General features: G+C 43.4%; 18 protein-coding genes. All 18 read left to right on the top strand.

Going from position 1 to position 21072, the window contains the following annotated elements; all coding sequences use genetic code 11:
- The first annotated feature begins 38 nt into the window (after positions 1 to 38).
- A complete protein-coding gene (locus tag Q8Q08_10020) occupies positions 39 to 3278 on the top strand; it encodes a DEAD/DEAH box helicase family protein (GenBank protein ID MDP2654353.1) in 3240 nt (1079 codons plus the stop codon).
- A gap of 35 nt (positions 3279 to 3313) precedes the next feature.
- Positions 3314 to 4189, top strand: coding sequence for a lipase family protein (locus Q8Q08_10015; protein ID MDP2654352.1), 876 nt, complete (start codon positions 3314 to 3316; stop codon positions 4187 to 4189).
- A 296-nt stretch (positions 4190 to 4485) separates the two neighbouring features.
- The gene (locus Q8Q08_10010) at positions 4486 to 5259 is read left to right on the top strand and encodes a hypothetical protein (protein MDP2654351.1); all 774 of its coding nucleotides are present in this window, start codon (positions 4486 to 4488) and stop codon (positions 5257 to 5259) included.
- Entirely contained in the window at positions 5256 to 5552 is a 297-nt protein-coding gene (locus tag Q8Q08_10005; protein ID MDP2654350.1) for a hypothetical protein, read from the top strand. Before Q8Q08_10010 ends, Q8Q08_10005 begins: the two co-directional genes overlap by 4 nt.
- Before the next feature lie 4 nt (positions 5553 to 5556).
- Entirely contained in the window at positions 5557 to 8331 is a 2775-nt protein-coding gene (locus Q8Q08_10000) for an ATP-binding protein (protein MDP2654349.1), read from the top strand.
- A 17-nt stretch (positions 8332 to 8348) separates the two neighbouring features.
- Complete coding sequence (locus Q8Q08_09995; GenBank protein ID MDP2654348.1) at positions 8349 to 8762, top strand: hypothetical protein; 414 nt, start codon at positions 8349 to 8351, stop codon at positions 8760 to 8762.
- Positions 8759 to 9508 carry a hypothetical protein gene (locus Q8Q08_09990; protein ID MDP2654347.1) on the top strand — a complete coding sequence of 250 codons (750 nt, stop codon included), beginning with the start codon at positions 8759 to 8761 and terminating at the stop codon, positions 9506 to 9508. The genes Q8Q08_09995 and Q8Q08_09990 overlap by 4 nt, the downstream gene beginning before the upstream one ends.
- 5 nt (positions 9509 to 9513) lie before the next feature.
- A complete protein-coding gene (locus Q8Q08_09985) occupies positions 9514 to 10449 on the top strand; it encodes a hypothetical protein (protein MDP2654346.1) in 936 nt (311 codons plus the stop codon).
- A 4-nt stretch (positions 10450 to 10453) separates the two neighbouring features.
- Positions 10454 to 11050 (top strand): TraE/TraK family type IV conjugative transfer system protein, encoded by a 597-nt coding sequence (locus tag Q8Q08_09980; GenBank protein MDP2654345.1) that lies wholly within the window; start codon positions 10454 to 10456, stop codon positions 11048 to 11050.
- Positions 11047 to 11853, top strand: coding sequence for a TrbG/VirB9 family P-type conjugative transfer protein (locus tag Q8Q08_09975; protein ID MDP2654344.1), 807 nt, complete (start codon positions 11047 to 11049; stop codon positions 11851 to 11853). The genes Q8Q08_09980 and Q8Q08_09975 overlap by 4 nt, the downstream gene beginning before the upstream one ends.
- On the top strand, positions 11831 to 12769 hold the full coding sequence (locus Q8Q08_09970) for a TrbI/VirB10 family protein (protein ID MDP2654343.1): 939 nt from the start codon (positions 11831 to 11833) through the stop codon (positions 12767 to 12769). The genes Q8Q08_09975 and Q8Q08_09970 overlap by 23 nt, the downstream gene beginning before the upstream one ends.
- A gap of 14 nt (positions 12770 to 12783) precedes the next feature.
- A complete protein-coding gene (locus tag Q8Q08_09965; GenBank protein ID MDP2654342.1) occupies positions 12784 to 13062 on the top strand; it encodes a hypothetical protein in 279 nt (92 codons plus the stop codon).
- A gap of 166 nt (positions 13063 to 13228) precedes the next feature.
- Entirely contained in the window at positions 13229 to 14797 is a 1569-nt protein-coding gene (locus tag Q8Q08_09960) for a TraM recognition domain-containing protein (GenBank protein ID MDP2654341.1), read from the top strand.
- Between the two features lie 90 nt (positions 14798 to 14887).
- Positions 14888 to 15283, top strand: a complete 396-nt coding sequence (gene ssb / locus Q8Q08_09955) for a single-stranded DNA-binding protein (GenBank protein ID MDP2654340.1) — start codon at positions 14888 to 14890, stop codon at positions 15281 to 15283.
- Between the two features lie 330 nt (positions 15284 to 15613).
- On the top strand, positions 15614 to 15835 hold the full coding sequence (locus Q8Q08_09950) for a helix-turn-helix domain-containing protein (protein MDP2654339.1): 222 nt from the start codon (positions 15614 to 15616) through the stop codon (positions 15833 to 15835).
- A gap of 495 nt (positions 15836 to 16330) precedes the next feature.
- A complete protein-coding gene (locus tag Q8Q08_09945; GenBank protein ID MDP2654338.1) occupies positions 16331 to 16870 on the top strand; it encodes a hypothetical protein in 540 nt (179 codons plus the stop codon).
- 30 nt (positions 16871 to 16900) lie between these two features.
- Entirely contained in the window at positions 16901 to 19522 is a 2622-nt protein-coding gene (locus Q8Q08_09940) for a pitrilysin family protein (protein ID MDP2654337.1), read from the top strand.
- 20 nt (positions 19523 to 19542) lie between these two features.
- The gene (locus Q8Q08_09935) at positions 19543 to 20934 is read left to right on the top strand and encodes an ATPase, T2SS/T4P/T4SS family (protein MDP2654336.1); all 1392 of its coding nucleotides are present in this window, start codon (positions 19543 to 19545) and stop codon (positions 20932 to 20934) included.
- Positions 20935 to 21072: the final 138 nt, after the last annotated feature.

Raw genomic sequence — 21072 nt, 5'->3', positions numbered from 1 at the left:
AGATCATTTGAGGAAGAATAAGTTTTATTCTAAATATTATGACGGGTTCTTCAATTCGCACATGCAATATTAAGATTCCAGCCTTAAAGCTTTTTGAAAAAAGAGTTGGAAGGAATTTATTGTTGCACATTGCAGAGGTCGATCAAGTCAATCAGGTTGAAGTTTTTCGGGAATCTACAAAGAAATATATTTTAAAGGATAAGTCGAAAAGAGAATATTTATTGTGCCTCCCTAGAGCACATTTTAAAAATGATACCCATGAATTTTGTTTGAAAACAAAAGGAGAACTTAACGATATAAATCAACTCTCAAAGAGCACAGTTCTTGTATGGATGAAGCATCCTTGTTTGGGGAAAAATTATTCGTCGGATCAAATTCGTCAGACGTGGGAAGATGGATTTTCTTTTGTAGAAGAAGATGTCAATTCTGGAAAGGCAGGGTTAAGACAACCACAATTAGGTGCTCTTCATGCAATTTCAGCTCGGTGGACGGTTGAAGACAAGCCATCAATGGTAGTTATGCCCACAGGTACTGGCAAGACTGAGACAATGTTGGCTACGCTGATATATCGTAAATGTGGCAGAATTTTAGTTATAGTTCCATCAGATATTTTAAGAAAACAATTATTTGAGAAATTTGTAAGGCTTGGTAAGTTATTCGAGATTGGTGCAATTAATCAATCTGTATTAAAGCCAAAAGTTCTGCTTTTACAGCAAGGTATAAATTCTGTAGAAACGGCAAGAGAGGTTGTCTTAGAAGCCAATGTAATAATAACCACTCCTAGCCTTTTTAATAAACTTCCTCCCGATGTTCAGTCCGAATTTACAAAGCTTTGTTCACACTTATTTATTGATGAAGCACATCATCTTGCCGCGCAAACTTGGAAGCAGATAGTTGATTTGTTCCCAGGTAAGCCCACTCTACAGTTTACTGCGACTCCATTCCGTAATGACAAGAAACAGATTGGTGGCGAAATAATCTACAATTATCCACTCAGTTTGGCTCAACAAAATAATTATTTTAAGAAAATTGGCCTTATTCCTGTTGAGGAATTTGATGAAGACCTGTCAGATCTTAAGGTCGCAGAAAAAGCAATATTCATTTTAAATGAAGATATAAAGAATGGTTACGACCATTTATTAATGGCAAGAGTCAGTAACAAGAAAAAGGCCGACGAAGTCTTGAAAATATATCAAGAAAAAGGTTCAGAACATAATCCAGTGATTCTTTATTCCGGATTAAAAGGCAAGAAAAAGGCAGATGCCTTAAAATCACTTCATGATCGAGCCTCGCGAATCATTGTATGTGTGGATATGTTAGGAGAAGGTTTTGATCTGCCCAATTTTAAAATAGCAGCTATTCACGATATCCATAAAAGTCTTGCTATAACTTTACAATTTACTGGAAGGTTTACCCGAATCGGTTCCGGATTAGGTAATGCAAGTGCGGTGGTAAACATTGCTGATATTGAAGTGCAAAAAGGATTAGAAAATCTCTATGCCGAGGATTCTGATTGGAATATCCTTTTGCAACGCCATAGTGAATCAACAATTGCTAAAACAATAGAACTTCAAAATGTTATAGGTAGTTTTTCAGGTGAATTAACTAAGAATATTCCACTCTGGAATTTAAGGCCTTCCAATTCGATGGTCGTTTACAAGACCACGTGTACTTCTTGGACTCCGGAACAATTTAGGGGAGTAATTCCTAAGAAATGTGATTGTTGGCCAGCCATTAGCAATTCGGAAAAGATATTAGTTTTTGTTTTAGGAAAACAGGATGATGTTTCTTGGGGAAAATATCGAGATATAAAGAATTTATTATTCGATCTCTTTATAGTTCATTGGAACCAAGAACTTCAATTGTTGTTTTTGCATTCCAGTAATTATGATGCCATTAATACTAATGCATTATGTCGGGCAGTTTGTGGTGAAAGTGTTCAATTGCTAAGCGGGCCATCGGTATTTAGAGTGTATTCAAATGTTGAAAGACCCATGGTCAGTAATCTTGGGGCATCTAAATCGGGAACGATCAGATACACAATGTATTTTGGCCCTGATGTAGCTGTGGGATTATCGCAGGTAGAAAAATCTGAGTCCGAATTGAATAATATTTTTGGCTGGGGCTATGAAGATGGTGAAAAGATTTCTTATGGATGTTCTTCACGAAAGGGGAAGCTTTGGGGGCGTGGGGGAGGAACGATAGCCGATTGGCGTAACTGGTGTCTTCATATTGCAAGTAAGCTTACAAATGATCAGCTCGAAGAAAATGAAATAATTAAGCAGTTTTTGCGGCCGGAAGAAATTAAAGAAAGACCTAAATTGGTTCCTCTCTCCATAGAATGGGGTGAGGGAATTATCAGGAATGCCGAAGAACGCATTGCTGTATCTTTTGGAAGTAGCGATCAAAAGATTTATGACGTCGAATTATCAATTCACGATTATTCAGCCGATGGCCCTATTAAAATTAAGCTTTCTGCAGGAAATACGTTTGCAATATACGCTTTGGAGATTGATCCTCATGGGTATCGATATACTCTTAGCGAAGGATCGGAAATTTCGGTCAAGATAGGAGGAGGTGCTAAGGTCGCCTTAATTGATTATCTTGTGAAAGATCCTTTTGTGGTCACATATAGTGACGGGTCATTTTCTTACAACAATTATTACGTTAAGGCGACGTGTGAAGGTGTTTATGACTCAAATTTATTAATTTTAGAGGATTGGAGTGGTGTAAATATTAAAGTGGAATCTGAGGAGAAAGAGCGCAAGAGCGATAGTATTCAGTACAAAATGATTGAAAAGATTCGCGAAGATTTTGACATTATTATCAATGACGATGGAGCTAGAGAAGCCGCAGACATTGTAGCCTTACGGAAGGAATCAGATAATTTAATTAAATTACGCCTTATTCATTGTAAATTTTCTTCTGAGGATACGCCGGGCGCTCGAATTGAAGATTTTTATGAACTGTGTGGGCAAGCTCAAAAATCTATTAGATGGAAGCATAATGGCATTGACTTCTTTATGGATCACTTGAGACGTCGCGAAGCAAAATGGCAAGAAGAAGGGAAAACAAGATTTATAAAAGGCGGGTGGAAAGAACTCATTAGATTGAAACGACAATCAAGACATTCGAAGATCTCCTTTGAGATTCACATTGTTCAACCAGGGCTTAAGAAATCTCAGGTAACGGATGATATTTTAAAATTATTAGGGGCTACAGAGCTTTATCTTAAAAAGACTGCCGAAGCGGATTTTCAGATAATTTGTAATGAATAAGTTCTACTTATTCAACTGTTAGAGAGATTACTAGGATGGATGATTATTTTAAATACCCAGAATTATTGACTCCTCCAATAAAGAGAGCTGCATATAGTGATCGTACGGCTTGGCTCATGGCAGAAATGTCTCGGCTGGCATATTTAATATTTGAGACTAGCGATGCTGAATTAAAAACCGCACTCTTAAAAGCGGACTTTGAATTAGTTCGATCCTTTAATTGTGATGGGACTCAAGCTTTTTTGGTCAAGAGAGACAAGGATAAAATGGCGGTGTTGGCATTTAGGGGAACGCAAAAGGAAGATCCTCGGGATATTGTGACAGACTTGGAAGTAAATTTTTATCAAGATCAAAATGGTGTGAAGATTCATGATGGTTTTTATAGGGCATTTAAATGTGTTGAGACGGACATTAATAATGCTGTTGATATTTTAAAGGATTTTGCATTGTACGTGACAGGGCATTCTCTTGGTGGAGCGCTGGCTTTGATTGCGACACGTGCTTTAAACTCTGATAACTTGGCAGCATGTTATACGTATGGCAGTCCTAAGGTTGGGAATGAAGAATTTGGCGAGGATATCAAACCCCCCATTTATCGTGTTGTTAATGCCTACGATATTGTTCCGATAAGTCCTCCAACATATATCTTTGAAATTATGTATTTATTACCATGGGAAAAGGTTCGCAATTGTGCAAAGAAATTCTTGGGCTATGATCATCATGGAGATATGCGATATTTGTCGCCCTGCGGAGATAAATTTGAAGGGCTTAAAATTATTTCGAATTACAATGATTTTTTGCGTTTGATAGGAATTTGGACGCACAGAAAAGAAAGTATTAAGTGTCACGATATTGATGCTTATTGCGAAAAGTTAGGGCAATGGGCTCTTAAACGGTTAGATGTTGCATAGTTGAGGGAGGCAGAGAATCGAAAATATTTTGACATAGTAAATTTTAGATGAACTAATTTTGTCTGTATTATGGTTTGAAGACCAATAAATTTAATATTGAAGAAAAATCAAAATATTGTTGACTTACCGAAAAATTGTGCTTGACAAAACCAAATTATGTGTTATTCTTTCACTATAATTTGATGATTAATCAAAATTATCCGATACCCCCAGTCGGTTAAAGTCGTAAAAAATCCCCTGTAGCAGTACAGTTCTTAAAAATTTAGCCGTCGCTACCCTAATTTCTTTCATCCCCCTTGAAGGATTTTTCTCTCAAGGGGTATTTTTTTGTTAAGGAATTTATGGCGCTTATTCCTCAAAAAATTCGTATTCTTAAATTCATCGCTGAACAGGGCGTTGTGACGGTTGATGATATTAACCGTGCTTTATTTGATAATAACAAATCTGCCACGATCCGCGTAACTCTGCACCAACTTGAAATTGGGCATGCGAAATTTGGTCATATTAAGCACGGTGTTTGGTATATCGATAAACCTGAATTATTTGATCTCTTAAAGACGTATTTCCCTAATATCCCGGCCCTTGAAGTAAAGCCGCTTCTTCTATACCAAGTCCCACACAATCTAGAAATCAACCGGATCCGCATAGCATTAGAGAAGACCTCTAATATAGCTATTGACCAGTGGTTGTCAGAAAAATTCATTCGTGCGTTACCGTCGCCCATAGGGGGGAGAATCGCTAACACAAAGATACCTGATGCGATTTTCTGGCGACGGCGCACGGATGGAACCCGTCAAAAATTCTTTCTTGAATACGAGCGTACTTTAAAGAACAAAGACCGTTATGAAGAGATATTTCGTTCTTACTCCCAGAGGCATGACGTTGGCAACAAAAACGTCATTTATATCTGTGAGAACGAGTTTATCAGGGAAGAGCTTACACAAGTAGAGGAAAAATTGGCAATAGCGGGGAAGCTCTCTGAAGTTGGCCTGTATTTTCAATTTGTGACGTTAGAGAGTTTTTACAAAACATACTCCAAAAACCCAACCAACAAGGAGGAAAAGCAATGAACACCTTAAAAACAATTCTGAAATCCGGCTACTTTCAGTGTTTTTTTCTGGCTGCGGGACTGGTGCTGGTTCATTCCACGCCTGCGCTTGCCGCTTTGGAGGACAGCATTGACGATATCCAAAGTAAAATTCAGGCAATCTGTACACCGTTAGCCATTATTTTTTTGATTGTGGCCGGATGGCAGAAGGCCATCGGCAATAACTTTTTATTTTTCGCGGCTTTAATGGGAACACTCATCATGTTTGCCGCGCCTCAAATAGTCGAATTTGTCAGCGCATCTTTCGGAGGATAATCCAATGCGGGTTTATATGGAACGCTGTTTACGCAATTTGCAAGACCGGATGGTAGTATGCGGGTTTGAAGGATGGGACATATTCATTGTGGTGGGTATCTCTTTAACCCTTCAAATGGTAAAGGTCAACAACATGGTGATCTGGGCCGTTGCCGGAGGGTTAAGTGCTTTTTTGATACTTATCAAGAAGGGGAAACCGGCAAACGCAACTGAGCATTATCTGGATTGGTTTTTCAAAGAAAAGCAGTTTACGGCCTTCCCACAAATGATCATACATTCCATCCGGGGAAGGAAGTTTGATATCAAGCTTAACCCGCTTCAATCGTTGCTTCCTTACAGTCATTTTGAAGACGGGTTGTTGATCTTTAAGGATGATTCGATTTCAACCGGATATGAAGTCTCTTGCCCCGGCCTTGACAGCCTTTCCCAAGAAGAGCTGATTGGGTACTCTCAAAAGATGGAAACCTTCATAAACGGTTTGCCGGATCGGACTACCTACCAAATCTACTTCACGCTCGATAGCAACTTTCAGAAAGAGATTAACGAACACAAAAACATCAAAACTAATCATCCCTTGATTAAAACCATGCACGGCCAAAGAATTGCAAAATTTGAGGAAATTACCGCCGCTAAATTGTTCAGGCGCCGACGGTGCTTTTTATTCGTGAATTTTGCTTATCTTAAGCCGGAACAAAAGAAGGTTATATTTTTATCCGACCGAAAAAAATTCACTGAGCAAGAAGTTGAGTCCTTTAAGCATGAGTTCCGTTTGATACGCAATAACATAGAGGAAGGTCTGAACGGTGCGGGATTCCAGACAAAAGTTTTAGACCAATACGGGATGATGCAACTTATCTATAAATACTTGAATCCCGACCGCCAGAAACAGGGCATTGAGTGCCCAGAACCAAAAAATAGTGAAATGTTCGCCAGACAGGTCTGCTGTTCCGACCTATGTATTGACGACAAGAAAGGCGAGTACATACAATTTGGCGGATTTTACCATAAATTCATCTCTTTAAAAGTCCTGCCCGAGGCAACCTCGCCCGCCATGCTTTCCCAACTTAATAACCTTTCTTTCCCTGAATTTGATGTGGTGGTCAATTTTGAAGCCCCGGCCAAAGAATGGGGAAGAAACAAAATTGAATCAATGCGTAAGCGGGAGTACGGCAATATTCAGGGAATGTTCGGTATTGTCAACAAAGACGCCCAAACCAAGGTTCAGCAATACGAATATCTGCTGGAAGAAATCCAGCAAAGCAATCAAAAACTGTTTCGTATGCATCTAAGTATTCATGTCTATGCCGATGAGTTTGAAGAAGTCAAAAAACGGACAGCGGAAGTTTTAAGGCTTTTTTCTTCCATGAACGGGACCGAAATGCACGATGAACGCTGGGGCTCGGTCAAACCCATCTTTATCAGCATGCTTCCCGGATGGACAAAAGAATCCTCACGCTGGACTTTGCTTAAATCGGTTCACTTGGCAGATTTTCTGCCCTTTTTCTCGGAATTCCGGGGAAGCGGCCGCGCGGAGTGCCTGTTTTTTAATACAACCCACGGTTTGGCTACTTATGACCCCTTTTGTGAGAAATTATCCGCTTTCAACACGGTAGTTATCGGTGCCTCTGGAAGCGGCAAGAGTTTTACTATAAACCAGATCATCAATCAATACAGCAAGAATGACCCTATCGAAATTTTTATTGATGTGGGTGGCTCATACAAACGGCAGGTAATTTTAAAGGATGGGGAATACATCGACCTGGGATTGAAAGAAAAATTTACCATCAACCTTTTTGATTTGTCGCTGGGAAGGAAGATTAGCGATTTTAGACAAGAAGAACAGAATGAGATCCTGATTATCAAGACTAAAACCATTGAGCAGATGATGGGAGGGGTTTCACGGTTTCAAGGTTCAGATCAAATTGTAGAAGATTATATATTCCGCAGTGTTAACCGCCTTTATCAGTTAACCGATTATCCGGTTTTAACCGACTTCAAGGAGGCCTTAAAAAAGGTATCTGAAGAACATAAGCAATTCCAGCCATTTTATGAACAGGTTGTCGGACTTTTGGGTAACTGGTTTAAAGGCGGCCAGTACGGTAATTATACTGATGGTAAATCGACCATATCTCTGGATAAAAGTGTTATTTGTTTTGACCTTAAAGGCCTTGAGAAATTTGAGCGTTTGCAGTCGGCCATGCTCACCATTGTCACTAATTTCATCTGGGGCAAGATCATGAGCGAGCCCGGACGCAGGAAGTTTGTCATCTTCGATGAATGCTGGAAGCTGTTAAGTACACCGGAATCGGCCAAGTTTATTGCCGAATGTTACCGGACATTCCGCAAATATGGAGCAGGCGCGATTTCCGTGACCCAATCTCTGAATGATTTCTTAGGCGGCGGATTGGAGCATGCCATTTTAGGCAATTCGAATACGCGCTTTATTTTAAGGCAGAATTCCATGCCGGCGGTTAAAGGGATTATCGAGTATTTTAATTTTAACGAACAGGAACGCCGGTTGATTGAATCTTTGCAGATCAGAAAAGGCGAATATTCAGAAGTCTTTTTCTCGCAGTCTAAGGAATTGAATCATATCAGCGCAAAAATGGTTATTTGTCCTACACCGATTGAGTATTGGGTGGCTACATCCGATTCGATGGACTTAAATTTTTATGAAAAAATTAAAAAAGAAAATCCGTCTTTAAAAATGTATGAGGTTTTGGTTAAGTGCGCCGGTGAATTTCCGCACGGCGTTGGTTACACAAAAGAAAACTTTTAAGAAAGCGAGGTGATTGAATGGTTATTCGAATGGCATTAGTAGTTATGGTGTGTTTTGGATTAATGGGATGTAGTGTAAAAAGAATCGGATACACGACAGTTGGAACAGCGGCAGGGGCAGGAATCGGCTATTCCTACCATAAAGACCCTCAAGAGGCGGCCATAGGGGGTGTCGCCGGAGGTGCGTCCGGAGCCATTGTTGCCACCGTTCAGGAAAATACCGAGAACAAGAAGTACAAAGCGGGTTATGAGAAAGGCTACAATCAGGCTCAAGTGGATATCGCAGTACAAAACTGGAACGACAATACAGGTAAATGCGCCCTCAAAAGAAATGGTGAATATAAGCACTTAAGCACGTTTAAAGTCCCCGAAAGGGAACAGGATAATGTGATTTATGAATCCCATTATGTAACCTTGGAGGATTACCGATGAAAAAAATAATCAGTTCTTCACTTTTGCTTCTTTGTGTATCTTGTCTAGATGCTCACGCTCAATTTGTGGTTTCTGATCCTTCCGTTATTGCGGCCATCAATTCACAAACCGCAGTTCAAACAGCGGAGCATATTAAACGCCTGGCGGAAGTTTTAAACACTGTCCAGCTTCTGCAATCCCAACTTACTAATACCCAGAACATTCTTCAACTTGCTCAAAAGGCTAGTGAGGGGATTGATGAAGTCGGCTTCCTTAGTGATTTTCGTAACGTGGTCATGGAAACCGACAAGGCTCTGGATACTGTGAAAGAGTACATCGATACCGCTGAAGATTTATCCGACCAATGGAAAAATGTTTTTGGATCTTTGGATAACTGGATGGACAACGCTAAAGAGGTCTTTGGCAGTATTGATATGTCCGACAAGATCAATTCTTCTGGTTTTACCATTGCGGACAGCTACCAACAGCTTTATCAGCAAAATTCCGAATATGCCCAAAAATTCATTGAGAATTCAAAGAACGTGAACGAAAAGGGAGCGTTAAAGCAAATCGCTCAAGAAATGGCTCAGCTGATCCAAATGGAAAACCATACAATTTTTCTTCTATCTCAAATGCTTAAAGGTCAAAGCATTGAGAATTCCAATGAAAACTTGAAACGCAAAGAAGAAATTGTGCAGTTTGAAAAAGAAAACCTCGGTGTTCGCCGTTTTATGGGCATTGTGGACACCAAAACCTTTGAGATGTAAAGACTATGGATCTCGTAATCACAGCAGTTAAAACCGATTTATTTACCGCCCTGGATGCCGGACGTTATATGCTCACCGCGCTGTTTATTGTCGCGGTGTTTAGGAGTTATTTAGATGTCCTGAATACAACCGTTAATTGGTCGGATGTCATAATACGTCTGGTTATTGGCTTTGCTCTTTTGCAAAATTATACATGGATTATGGACACAACCCGTGATGTTGTGATCGGAGTGGATGAAAAGATTAACCCTGATCAAAGCTATATCAACCAATACGCCGCTATGAGCGACAATATGCAAAAGGAGTATGAAGCCAATACCCAGACCAGTTTTGTGAGTAACGTTTCAAATTTCTTGTTCGGGAAGTTTACGCTTCACACCCTCATTATTAACCTGTCCTTTATTTTCTATGCGGTTGTTTCAAATGTCATGGAGGCCGTCCGGTATTCCTTGGTTGGAATCCTTTATAAAATGGGGCCGATTTTGGTGCCGCTGATCCTGTTTAAATCCACGGGTAATACTTTAAAAGGCTGGTTTACCAGTTATGTTTCCGTCCTTTGTTGGCCGATTTTATGGCATATCGCGCTTTCTGTGGCGGTCGCCCTAAGCGCGGAGATTGGCGCGAGCGGTCAGGGGATTGAGCAATTCGCCTGTCTTAATTTCGCGGTTTGCTTTGTTCTGGTATTTTCTCCCATGATTGTATCGAGTTTGGTTGCCGGTGTGGGGATGGGCGCATCTGCCGCAGTAGCCGGGCTTATGGCCAACAACAGCCTTTTTAATACGGCATTTAGATCAGGACAATCCGGTTTGCGGTCAATGGGTAGTGCAATTCAAGACCGGTTAGTTTCCCGAAGTGTTCCGCCGATTGCTCAGACCCCAACGACAATGGGAGGAGTATTTAAAGATATTCTGTTGGGTTCAAAATCTCATAACAAAGGATAAAAAAATGAGTGAATTAGCTTTTAATCGAGTCATTCTTGAGAAAAACAATCAGGTTTTAGCGATATTAGGTATCGCGTCATTGGCATTAAATTTGATTTTATCAATTATTCTGACTACGGCTGTTCAAAAGCCGCCATTAATTGTGTACGAAGACACCGAGCATATGTCGGCTTTAAGGTTAAAGAAATACAAGATCGAGGAAGATATTATCAAAGATTTTACAACCATGATCGTCAGTCAATATTTGAATTTTAACTACGTTTCATTAACCAATCAGATTGACGGCATTTCTCCTTACCTTGCCCCGCGCCCTCTTGACGCGATACTTGAATCTTATAAGCGCAATCAGTTCAAGATGGAGAAAGAAAACATTTCCCAGGAATTTATCGTTGGGGAGATGAAGATCACAAAAAAGAAAAACCCTTTCTGGATCGAAGTGCAGGGAGTCCGGGTCATTAATGCCGATGGTAACAAGAAAAACGATGAGATTACCTATATTTTTGAAATTGGTAAGGTCAATCCAACTCAATCGAATCCCTATGGTTTGCAAATCCTTGATGTTGTCGAGAAAAAGGATCAGGACGGAGGGAAAAAGAAATGAAATATTTAATCCTCATATTTTTATTGTGTATCACAACTCCACTATGGGCGGACAGCAGATATTTGCCCAATGATAAAGTTTTGTACGAAAACCCTCAAGAACAGGATGTTCTGAAGGTCAACACGGCCATGGGCTACTGCACGGTTTTAGAATTTCCGGACAAGCCGACGATGGTGAGTGTTGGAGATAATTCCATGATTCAAATTGAAGTTCCGCAAAATTCAAAAAGTATCGTTATTAAGCCTTTGGAGGAGTCCGGAGAAACAAACCTGTTTGTCTTTACGGCCAATCAACGGTTTAACTACAAGGTGATCATAGGTGATGAACATCAGGTCGATTATGTTATTGATACGAAGGAATCCGCACCAGCAAAGACCAAAGACCGGAGGCCAGTTACCGTTGGTGAATTCATCAAGATGGCCAGAAATTATCCGGTTTTGAATGAATTGGGCAACATTAACAAGCGTGATTTTATACATAAGGATTTAATGTATCAATGCACTAATCCGAAATTTGACGTAAACGTGATAGAGGCTTTCAGCTACAAAAATCCGCATCACGTTATCCTTCATTTGAAAGTTAGAAACGTAACTAGTGATGTCTACGAATTGAAGGAAAAAAATACAAATGTATATGTTAACGGCCAAAAGTTCCAGCCGCAGTATGTGGCGTTTGATGACACTCAACTAAAATCGGGATCTTCGACAGAGGCATGGCTGATTTTAGCCGGTACATATATTTCTCTGGATAATAAATTCACTTTTGGGATAGGAGTGGGACATGCAGAAGGTATCTGTTATTAATCTGTTTCTAAAGGCGGATAACGCGGGCAGGCGTAAACCTACTGTATTAACGTGGATTTTGTTGTGCCTGCTGGTGTTTAGTTCTTATTTCCTTTCACAGAACAAAAAGCCCTCGAAGAAGAAAAAAGAGCCTCCGAAAGTAAGCATTATCAAGGAACGAGATATCGTGAAAGCGGCTCATTCTCCGGATAAAAGTGGCGATATTTTCAAAATTGACTATTCCGATATTGTCGATCCGACTGATGAAAAAAGTTCAAAAGAAGGGCTTCCAAGGCCTAAAAAGGCTTATAAACCGCGCTCGAATTCCAAGATGATCGTATTCGATGGTACTAAAGACTCTCAGTCTGAGCAGATCGTTCCTTTGGGAAGTATGGTTCGCTGTATTCTGATCCACAACATCGTGACGAACAATTTTAACGCCCCAGTGATAGCCCAGGTATGGGAGGATTTTTATTTTAACGGCGAACTCTTACTGCCCTTCGGGACCCGGATTTACGGAACAGCGTTTGCCGGACGGCAAAGGGATCGGATTACGGTAAAGTTTCACAACATTGTTTTTCAAGACGGGAAGACATTAAAAATTGATGCCATTGCTTTAAGCAAAGATGGGTCAGGTGGGTTGACTGGAACGGTGATTGATAATCGCAATAAGAAGATTTTTATTCAAATGGCGATGAATTTTTTGGGAGGGTTGGCAGCCGGACTTCAACAGACGGCAACAAATGCCGTAACCGGCCTAAGCGAAGTTGAATCAAACTCACGAAATGCGATCCTAAACGGGGTCGCCAATACCTTTGAGAAAGAAGCCAGACGTATTCAAAAAGAAGTTGAGGACGCGAAAGGCTATGCGGTTGTCTTGGCGGGCAATGAATTGGTTGTTTATTTTGAAAAAGAGTCGGATGTTAATCCATTGTAAAAGGAGGAAAAGCGATGCTTCAAAGAGGTCTTTTGTTTTTAATGCTGGTTATCAGTTTTACGGGATGCGCGATTACCCATAAAGCCCAGACACGGACGGCCCCATCGATATCAACAGACGGTCAAGGAAACCCTTCAGTTACCGAACCAGACAAGGTTTGGGTGGAAGCGGAAACTAAAAAGATATGGGTTAACAGTCAAGTTGATGAAAATGGCGATATGGTCGAAGGGCATTATAAGCATGTTATCGTTACTCCGGGACATTGGGCGGTTAAAGACGGTGGAAGAAAATAAAAGCAACAACATTGATTCGATACTTTTTTTTCTATTTTTGATCGGGTCGTTTTATTACAAATACCGAGAGAATATAGACGAAAGAATTAATAATCCGTATTTTCTGGTATTTATCGGTTGTTTGGCGGGCCTTATTTATCTGATCTATTTCGTGGCAGGTCATTATATGGAAAAGATTCTCAATACAATTACCATGTGGCGGAATGGCGTTACCGCAGATCCAAAGGAAGAGGCTATATCGTTCCCGTTTGTTTCCTTTAACCTCCAGGCTGAATTGGATAGTTTTTATGCAGACAAAAGAAATCAGGAAAATACTTTTGTCGGTTTGGATGCCTCAAAATCAAATAAGGCAGCGGTTAGTATCCCTGATATTCAGCGAAGCCAACACCTTCAAATTTTGGGCATGACTGGAACGGGAAAGACGGCTGGTATTTTCTTGCCGCTCATTTATCAGGATGCCCTTAAAAATCGCCCTGTGATCATATTGGATGCCAAAGGAGAGCTTTCATCCATTGACCAGCTGAACGCAATGCTAGGGCAAATCGGCCGAGGTGGAGACTTATTGTTGTTTTCACTCGTACATAAAGAACAATCCTGCACCTATAACCCACTTTATGTAGGGGAATGCGATCCGCAGATAATAATTGATTCATTTTTCAATAACTTCAAAGACGACAATTCGTTTTATTGGGAAACGGCAAAGACTATCTTTACCAACACTTTTTATGTTCTGCACTCTCTTGAAAGACCTTTTACCCCAATGGACGTGTATGCGTATTTGACGAATAACGCCTGCCGCCTAGAAATTAATAAACAAATTCGGCCAACAAACCAAAAAGGATTTTTGCATTTAAAGTTGCTCAATACCCTTATTGAACGCCTAACCGACCAATATAAAGGATGGGAGCATGTTGTTACCGGCTTCAATAATTATCTTCTGGCACATCGTGACGATATTCTTAATGACGATGATAGCGATATTATTCTGACGGATGTCATCCGCCAGCGGAAGATTGTGTATTTCCAGCTTCCAACTAATGCGTACCCGATACAGGCAGTCAGTATCGCTCGTATGGTACAGGCAAATTTACGGTATATTTCATCCTTAATCCAGATCGGCCAGATTCCCAAAGACATTTTAGTGAGCGTCATTATTGATGAGTATGCTTCCTTTGCTGAGGAGTCGTTTGTTGAAGTTCTCAATAAAGCCAGAAGTAGCGGGATGATGGTAACGATTGCCCATCAAAGTTTAAGTGATTTAAAGGCGATTTCCGAAACATTTATGAAGCGTATTGATGAAAATACTTTAAATAAAATTTATCTTAAACAGACTGATCCGGAGCTTTGCGAATTGATCGCCAGAAGCATGGGCACATATGTTAAAGAGGAAAAAACCTACCGGATGTCTGGCGGAAAGTTCGGCAATCAAATCCATAGCGGTGAGTCGTCTAATCGTATGGTCAATGAATTCTATTTCCCACCGGATAAGGTTAAAAACCTGCATAAATTCGGGCAGGGCTACTTTATTTATCGTGGCGACAGTACTCAGAAATGCGTTAATTTTGGTTGCTTTGGTGAAATGCCGGACAGGTCATACAGCCAAAAGACTAAAAAAGATAAGAAAGAGGGGTTGCGCCTTTTCGCAAAATATTACATACAGCAGATCGAGGAAAAACCTTCAAAGAAGGCTAATAAGACCATAAAGGCTTCCAGTGGAATTGAATGGGGAGATTGAACTTGTCGAGAGGGGGTGAATATCACAGGATTAATTTAAAATGATAATACCGACACATTAACAGAACTTACTCAAAGGAAAGGATAGGACATGGACTTAAATATTGTAAAAATTAAAGGGAACCTTACAAAAGATCCGGAATTCAAGCACACGGCATCAGGAAAAGCTGTCTGCGGCATATCAATTGCGAGCAACCATGGTTACGCTAAGAATGGCAAAAGAACCACGGAAGTATCCTATTTCAATATTGAGGCATGGGGCGTGATCGCTGAGAACTGCGCTAAATATTTGAAAAAAGGAAACGGTGTCATCATCGAAGGTCGTCTCAAACAAGATCGTTGGGAAAAGGACGGTAAGACCCAGAGTCGAATCAAGATTTCAGCGAGTAATGTTCAGTTTCTCTTTGATAAGAAAGATAAGGTGTCTAAGCAAGCGACAGAGGAGGAAGGTAGCGGCCCGGTGCCGACCCAATCCCTTTTTCAATGAAAAATTGTCCTTTTTGTGCAGAAGAAATACAAGACGCCGCGGTCAAGTGTAAACATTGTTTTGAGTGGTTAAAAACGGTTAATTCTAGTTGTGGTAACTTGAAGATTGGAGAAGCCCTAAGAAATCTCCGACAGAGACGAAATTTAAGTCTTGGAGAATTGTCAAAGATTTCAGGTGTGCAGCCTGCCACGCTCAGCAGAATGGAAACCAATAAAACATTGGGCAATCTTAAAAACTATCTGTCTATAGCAAACGCATTTGGAATAAAATTAAGCCAGTTGTTCTCTGAATTGGGAAAATAAAGGCGAAGGATCAGGAAGGAGGAGACGGATGGAAAAGTTACTGAAAGTTAGTGAGGTTAGCGAGATGCTTCAGGTTAGTCCAAAGACAGTTTATAATTGGGTATGTTACGGATATATTCCGCATTTCAAAGTAAATAGTTCACGAGGGAACGGTGGGGCTCTTCGATTCCGGCAGTCGGATTTAGAGCAGTGGTTAGAAATAAGAAAACAAAATGGCCGTGGAACTTTTAAGCATGCTTTGATTAATTAATTTTTAAATTCAATTAATATTTGATTTTCCCGCCTCAATAAAAATCTTAGATTTCAATTTATCCAACCGCAAGATAATGCTATAATCCCTTCAAGTTAGATCGTTTTTCCTCGTCGAAAGTTTAGGGTTTGAGGAAATTTTTGTCACAACTTAAAGTTGTTCAAAAGTGACAATTGAAAACAATTTTTGTGTTTTTAAATTTGAAAATTTGGTTTTATTATTTTCAAAAATGGTGCCCAAACGGTGCCCATCTTAGTGTGAAATAGGGGGAAACGGAGTGAAGTTACGGGAAAGACCGAGAATGTGTAAACGATTACAACAACAATGGTTAAGTTATAAATTGTTGTGTACATTGCACATCCGAAAAACAGTCAATTAGAATCTCTCCCTCTCCGTATTATTTGGGAAGGGAACCCCGCTGTGAGCGTCCGGGTTTTTCATGGCAAGGGATCCTGGTCCACTATAGGTTTGGTTTGACGTCCCGCAGAGGAGCCGATGGATATTTATCAGGCCTGGGCAAAAGCGTTAAAAAGCACGGAAATCATCCGGCCGCGCGTTCATTCGCTGCTGACGGCCAAAGAGACCTGTGTTCCGTATGTGTTGTTGTCCGAATCCATGGTCAATGAGGGAGATACGGTGGTCCGGTCCGGCGAAGTTGTCGTTGAAAAGCCTGCGCTGATCCTGCCCCCCAATCTCCCCCAGTTTGAAGGATTTGAATTTAAAAAGGATTACGCGGGAGAGAGGGGAGAGTCCCTGATGAACTTCCTCCTTGTCCGGGGGATGACGCTGCCCTCCATGCATTACAATAACAAGACAAGCCGACTGGAAGTTTATGAAGGGCAGTTGAGCCGGGCGATCACCCATTACCGCGATCTTTTGCAGAAACAGGAAAATGTGCATACCGGGCTTTTGGCCGGCCCGGAAGATTGCTGGCAGTTTTCCGTGATCATTTATATTTGCGCGCAGGTGATGCGTAATGCCGACAATGATATCCGCAAGCTCATGAAAGAGTACCGGAATCGCCCCCGTGAATAGCGCTCCGGATGGCAAAGGGAGACGACCTTGATGAGACGGCATCTTGTTGCTTTCATTCTCTGGGCTGTGCTTGCGGCTTTCCTCCAGGCCCCCGTTGACGCCAAACAACCCTCGCTGAATATCCCCACAAAGAAACACGTACTCAAAAACGGCATGACGGTGCTGGTCAGCGAAATGCCTTCCAGCCCGATTGTCGCGATCTATGCCCTTGTGAAGACCGGTTCGGCCACCGAAGGGAAATATCTCGGGACGGGGATTTCCCACTTTCTGGAGCACATGCTTTTTAAAGGCACGGCCAAACGCGGGGTTGGCCAGATCTCGCAGGAAATCCAGGCCATGGGCGGGACGATCAACGCGGCCACCAGCTTCGACTATACCATTTATACCATGGCTGTCCCGTATGACAAGTTCGAACAGGCGATGGACATCATGGCTGACATGCTGATGAATTCGAAATTTGACGCCGATGAGATCGAAAAAGAGAGAGAAGTCGTTTTTGGGGAAATGCGGATGCACAATGACCGGCCGGAACGCGTCCTCAGCCATTTGACCCAGGACACGGTTTATCTGCAGCATCCGTATCGCCTGCCGATCATCGGTTTCGAGGAGCTTCTGCGGCCGCTCCGGCGGGAAGATTTTCTGGATTATTATAAAACGCATTATGTCCCCGGCAACATCGTCTTTGCCGTCGCAGGGCGGATTGACGGCAAAGCAGCCCTGCCGAAAATCGCGGAGGCCTTTCAGGATTTTCAACGACAGCGCTATCAGCCCAGGAACCTCGTCCAGGAGCCGCAGCAGGTGGGCCCTCGCCGTGCGGAAAAGGAATATTCGACGGAATTGACCCGCATGTCCATGGCTTACAGCGGCGTCGGCATGCTCCATGAGGACATGGTTCCCCTTGACATCCTGGCCATGATCCTCGGGCAGGGGGCGAGCTCGAGGCTTTACCAAAGTGTCTACAAGCGGCAAGGCCTGGTCCGCTCTGTATCCGCCTCAAATTTTACTCCGGTCGACCGCGGGACCTTTGAGATCGAGTGCGTTTTGGACGATTCGCAGGTTGACAAAGCCCTCGAGGCTGTGAAGGCGGAGGTTTCGCTTCTTCAGAAAGGGGGCGTCGCGCCGAAGGAGCTGGAGAAGGCCAAACGTCAGGTTTTAAGCCAGTTTCTCCTGGCTTTCCAAACGGCGGGATCTGTCGCCTCCCACACGGCGTATGATGAGGCGTTTACCGGCGATTTTGGATTCTCGGGGAAATACATTGATGCCGTGAACGCGGTCACCCCCCGGGACATCCAGAGAGTGGCGAAGCAGTATCTTGTGGGTTCCCGCGAGTCGATCGTGATTTTGCGGCCCCGCAAACCGGCCGTGGAGGAAAAATCCGGAGGGAGCGTTTCACAGGCAGGTGACGTTGAGATGATCACTTTGGACAACGGCCTGAAGGTCCTGTTAAGAGAAAATCACGCTTTCCCAATCGTCTCGATCCAGTTGAGCATGGGGGCCGGGTTTCTTCAGGAACCACCGGAATTGAACGGGCTGGCGGATTTGACAGCGCGGCTTTGGACCAAATCCACAAAATCTCTCACCTCCAGCCAGCTGTCCGAGACTGTGGAGTCTCACGGAATATCGTTATGGAGCTATTCCGGGCGCAACAGCATGGGGATTGCCATGCAGGTCCTGAACCAGGACACGGAATTCGGAATGGATCTCCTGAGGGATTTCATTCAAAATCCGGGATTTCGCGAGGAGGATTTCCTCAAAACCAAGGAGGAAATGCTGACGGCGGTCAATCAGCGCGACGACAGCGTTGTGCAACAGACGCTTAAAACCCTCAGGGAAGTTTTATTTGAAAAGCACCCGTTCCGGTTTGATCCCCTGGGGACCTCCGAATCATTGGCGAATATCCAGATGCCGGACCCTCAGCGCTTTTTGTCGCGCTTTCTTTCCCCCAAGAACATGGTGATCGCTGTTTACGGAGACATCAACAAGCAGGACGTGCTAAGAATGGTGGCGGACCGGATGGCCGGCCTCCGGGGCGAGGATGTCGCCCTGGAAAAAGTCGCCGAGGCGCCGCCGTCTGCTATACGCACAAAGGCCATGGTGATGGAGAAGGAACAGGCCATGGTCGCCGTTGCTTTTCAGGGCCCGGATTTGTACAGCCCCGACCGGTATAAAGTTTCGTTGTTGTCATCCATCCTGGGTTCGTCGTTCAGCGGGCGAATGTTCACGCAAATTCGCGACGAAGGAGGCCAGGCCTATGCCCTGGGGGGCGACTACATCGGCGCGAGGGACATGGGCATGGTCTATTTCTACGTGCTGACCGACCCCGGCAGTGCCGAGGAAGTCAGGCAAAAGCTGACAGGATTAATCGATGAGATCCGCGCCGTCCCGGTGCCGGACCAGGAGCTCGCGGACATGAAAGCGTATCTGAAGGGGTCCTTCCTGATGGGTTTGCAGACCGACCAACAGTTGAGTTTTGTAACAACAATGGATGAATTGAACGGTTTGGGGTATAATTATTACCAATCTTACGATCAAAAGATCGATGAGATCACCCCGGCGGATATCCAGCGGCTGGCGCAGACTTATCTGGATTGGGAAAAATCTGCCGTGGTCGTGACCATGCCCAAGCCGGCCGAGGCCCTTGCAAAACCCTAATCATCCACAACGGGGATTTTATGGATAATCTGAAAAAATTTGAACTGGAAACCGAGCTCATCAATGTCCTTCTGGGAAAAATGCGTGTTTTGCAGAGCGCCAATGAGCGCATTTCTATGGTCCAGGAGGCCTTGAAGACCGTTTTTTTGAATGACCAGGGCGGGCGGTTTAAAAAGGAAATGGAAGAGCTTTCCGTCGAAGCGGCCCGTCTCAGGTTTGTGGAAGATTTCCTTTCGTACGGCCTGATCCAGGATGTCCTTTGCGACCTTGAGGTCGAAGATATCATCATCAATTCGATGAACCCCATTTATATTCACCACGCCCAGAAAGGCCTGGTGTCCATCGACAAGCGTTTTACGAAGCTGGATGACCTGGAGCTTTTCATCAAGAAGCTCATCCTTTTTTCCGGGCGTACAAAAATGCTGAAGGTGATGAATCTTGAACTGCCGAATCTGGAGGGGCGCGTCAACATCATTTCGTCTCCTTTCGGGCCCCAGATGACCATCACCAAGGCCAAGCTTTCTCCGTTGAGCGTGATCGACCTGATCAAGCGCGGCAGCATGAATTATGAGATCGCGGCGCAGTTATGGCTTTATCTTGAAGGGATGTCCATCCGTCCGGCTAACATCATCATCGCGGGCGGCCCGGGGGTCGGCAAGACTACTCTCCTGAACTCCCTGTTTTGCTTTATCCCGGAAAACGAGCGCGTCGTCGTTATTGAGGACACCCTGGAATTGAATACGGATTTTGACTACAGCTGTTCCCGTCTGGAGAGCGGGGAGGACTTCACGCTGGCGGAATTGGTCAAAAACAGTCTGCGCATGCGTCCGGAGCGGATTGTGATCGGCGAGGTCCGCGGCGAAGAGGCCCGCGACATGATCACCGCAGCCAACATCGGAAAATACTGTATCGGGACCATCCATGCCCTCACGTCCCGCGAGGCCATCATCCGTCTTCAGAACGAGCCCATGGACATTCCCGAAGAGCTGGTCCGGCTCATCGATGTCTTTATTGTGCTGAAAAGGTATCACGTCGGCAATAAGCTTTTCCGCGTGATCGACGAGGTCAGCGAAACCAGCGGGATGGAACAAGAGAAGATTCTTCTGTCCCAGATTTACAAATACGACTATGAAACCAACACGATGAAGACCATGGCGACCAGCACGGTTTACCGGGACCGGCTGGCCCAGCAGGCGGGGCTTCTTCCCAAAGATTTGATCATGGAGGTGAAGCTCCGCGCTTTTATCCTCGAAGAGTTGACCAAGCGGGGGATGACAACGATGAAGGAAGTCACCCAGTTCTGCCGGGCGTACAGCCGTAACCCTGAAAAGGCCGTTGCCAGCCTGGGATTCGACCGGGATCAGCTTTTGGGGATCCCTAAAGGCGAGAAAAAAAGGATATTTACGCGGTAGGACGTTGCGAGAATGTGTTTATCCCTTGCCATTTTAAACCCGCCTGATATAATACTGCAGATTTTTCATGCGTAAAGGTTGAAATCCGGTTTTATGCGCCTGCCCGGCAAAGGACAGAAGGGATTATGCGCAGATTCA

This window comes from Candidatus Omnitrophota bacterium (assembly GCA_030688425.1).
In the GTDB taxonomy this organism is placed as follows: Bacteria; Omnitrophota; Gorgyraeia; order Zapsychrales; family JANLHA01; genus JAUYIB01.
This window is presented reverse-complemented; position numbering and strand designations above follow the sequence as displayed.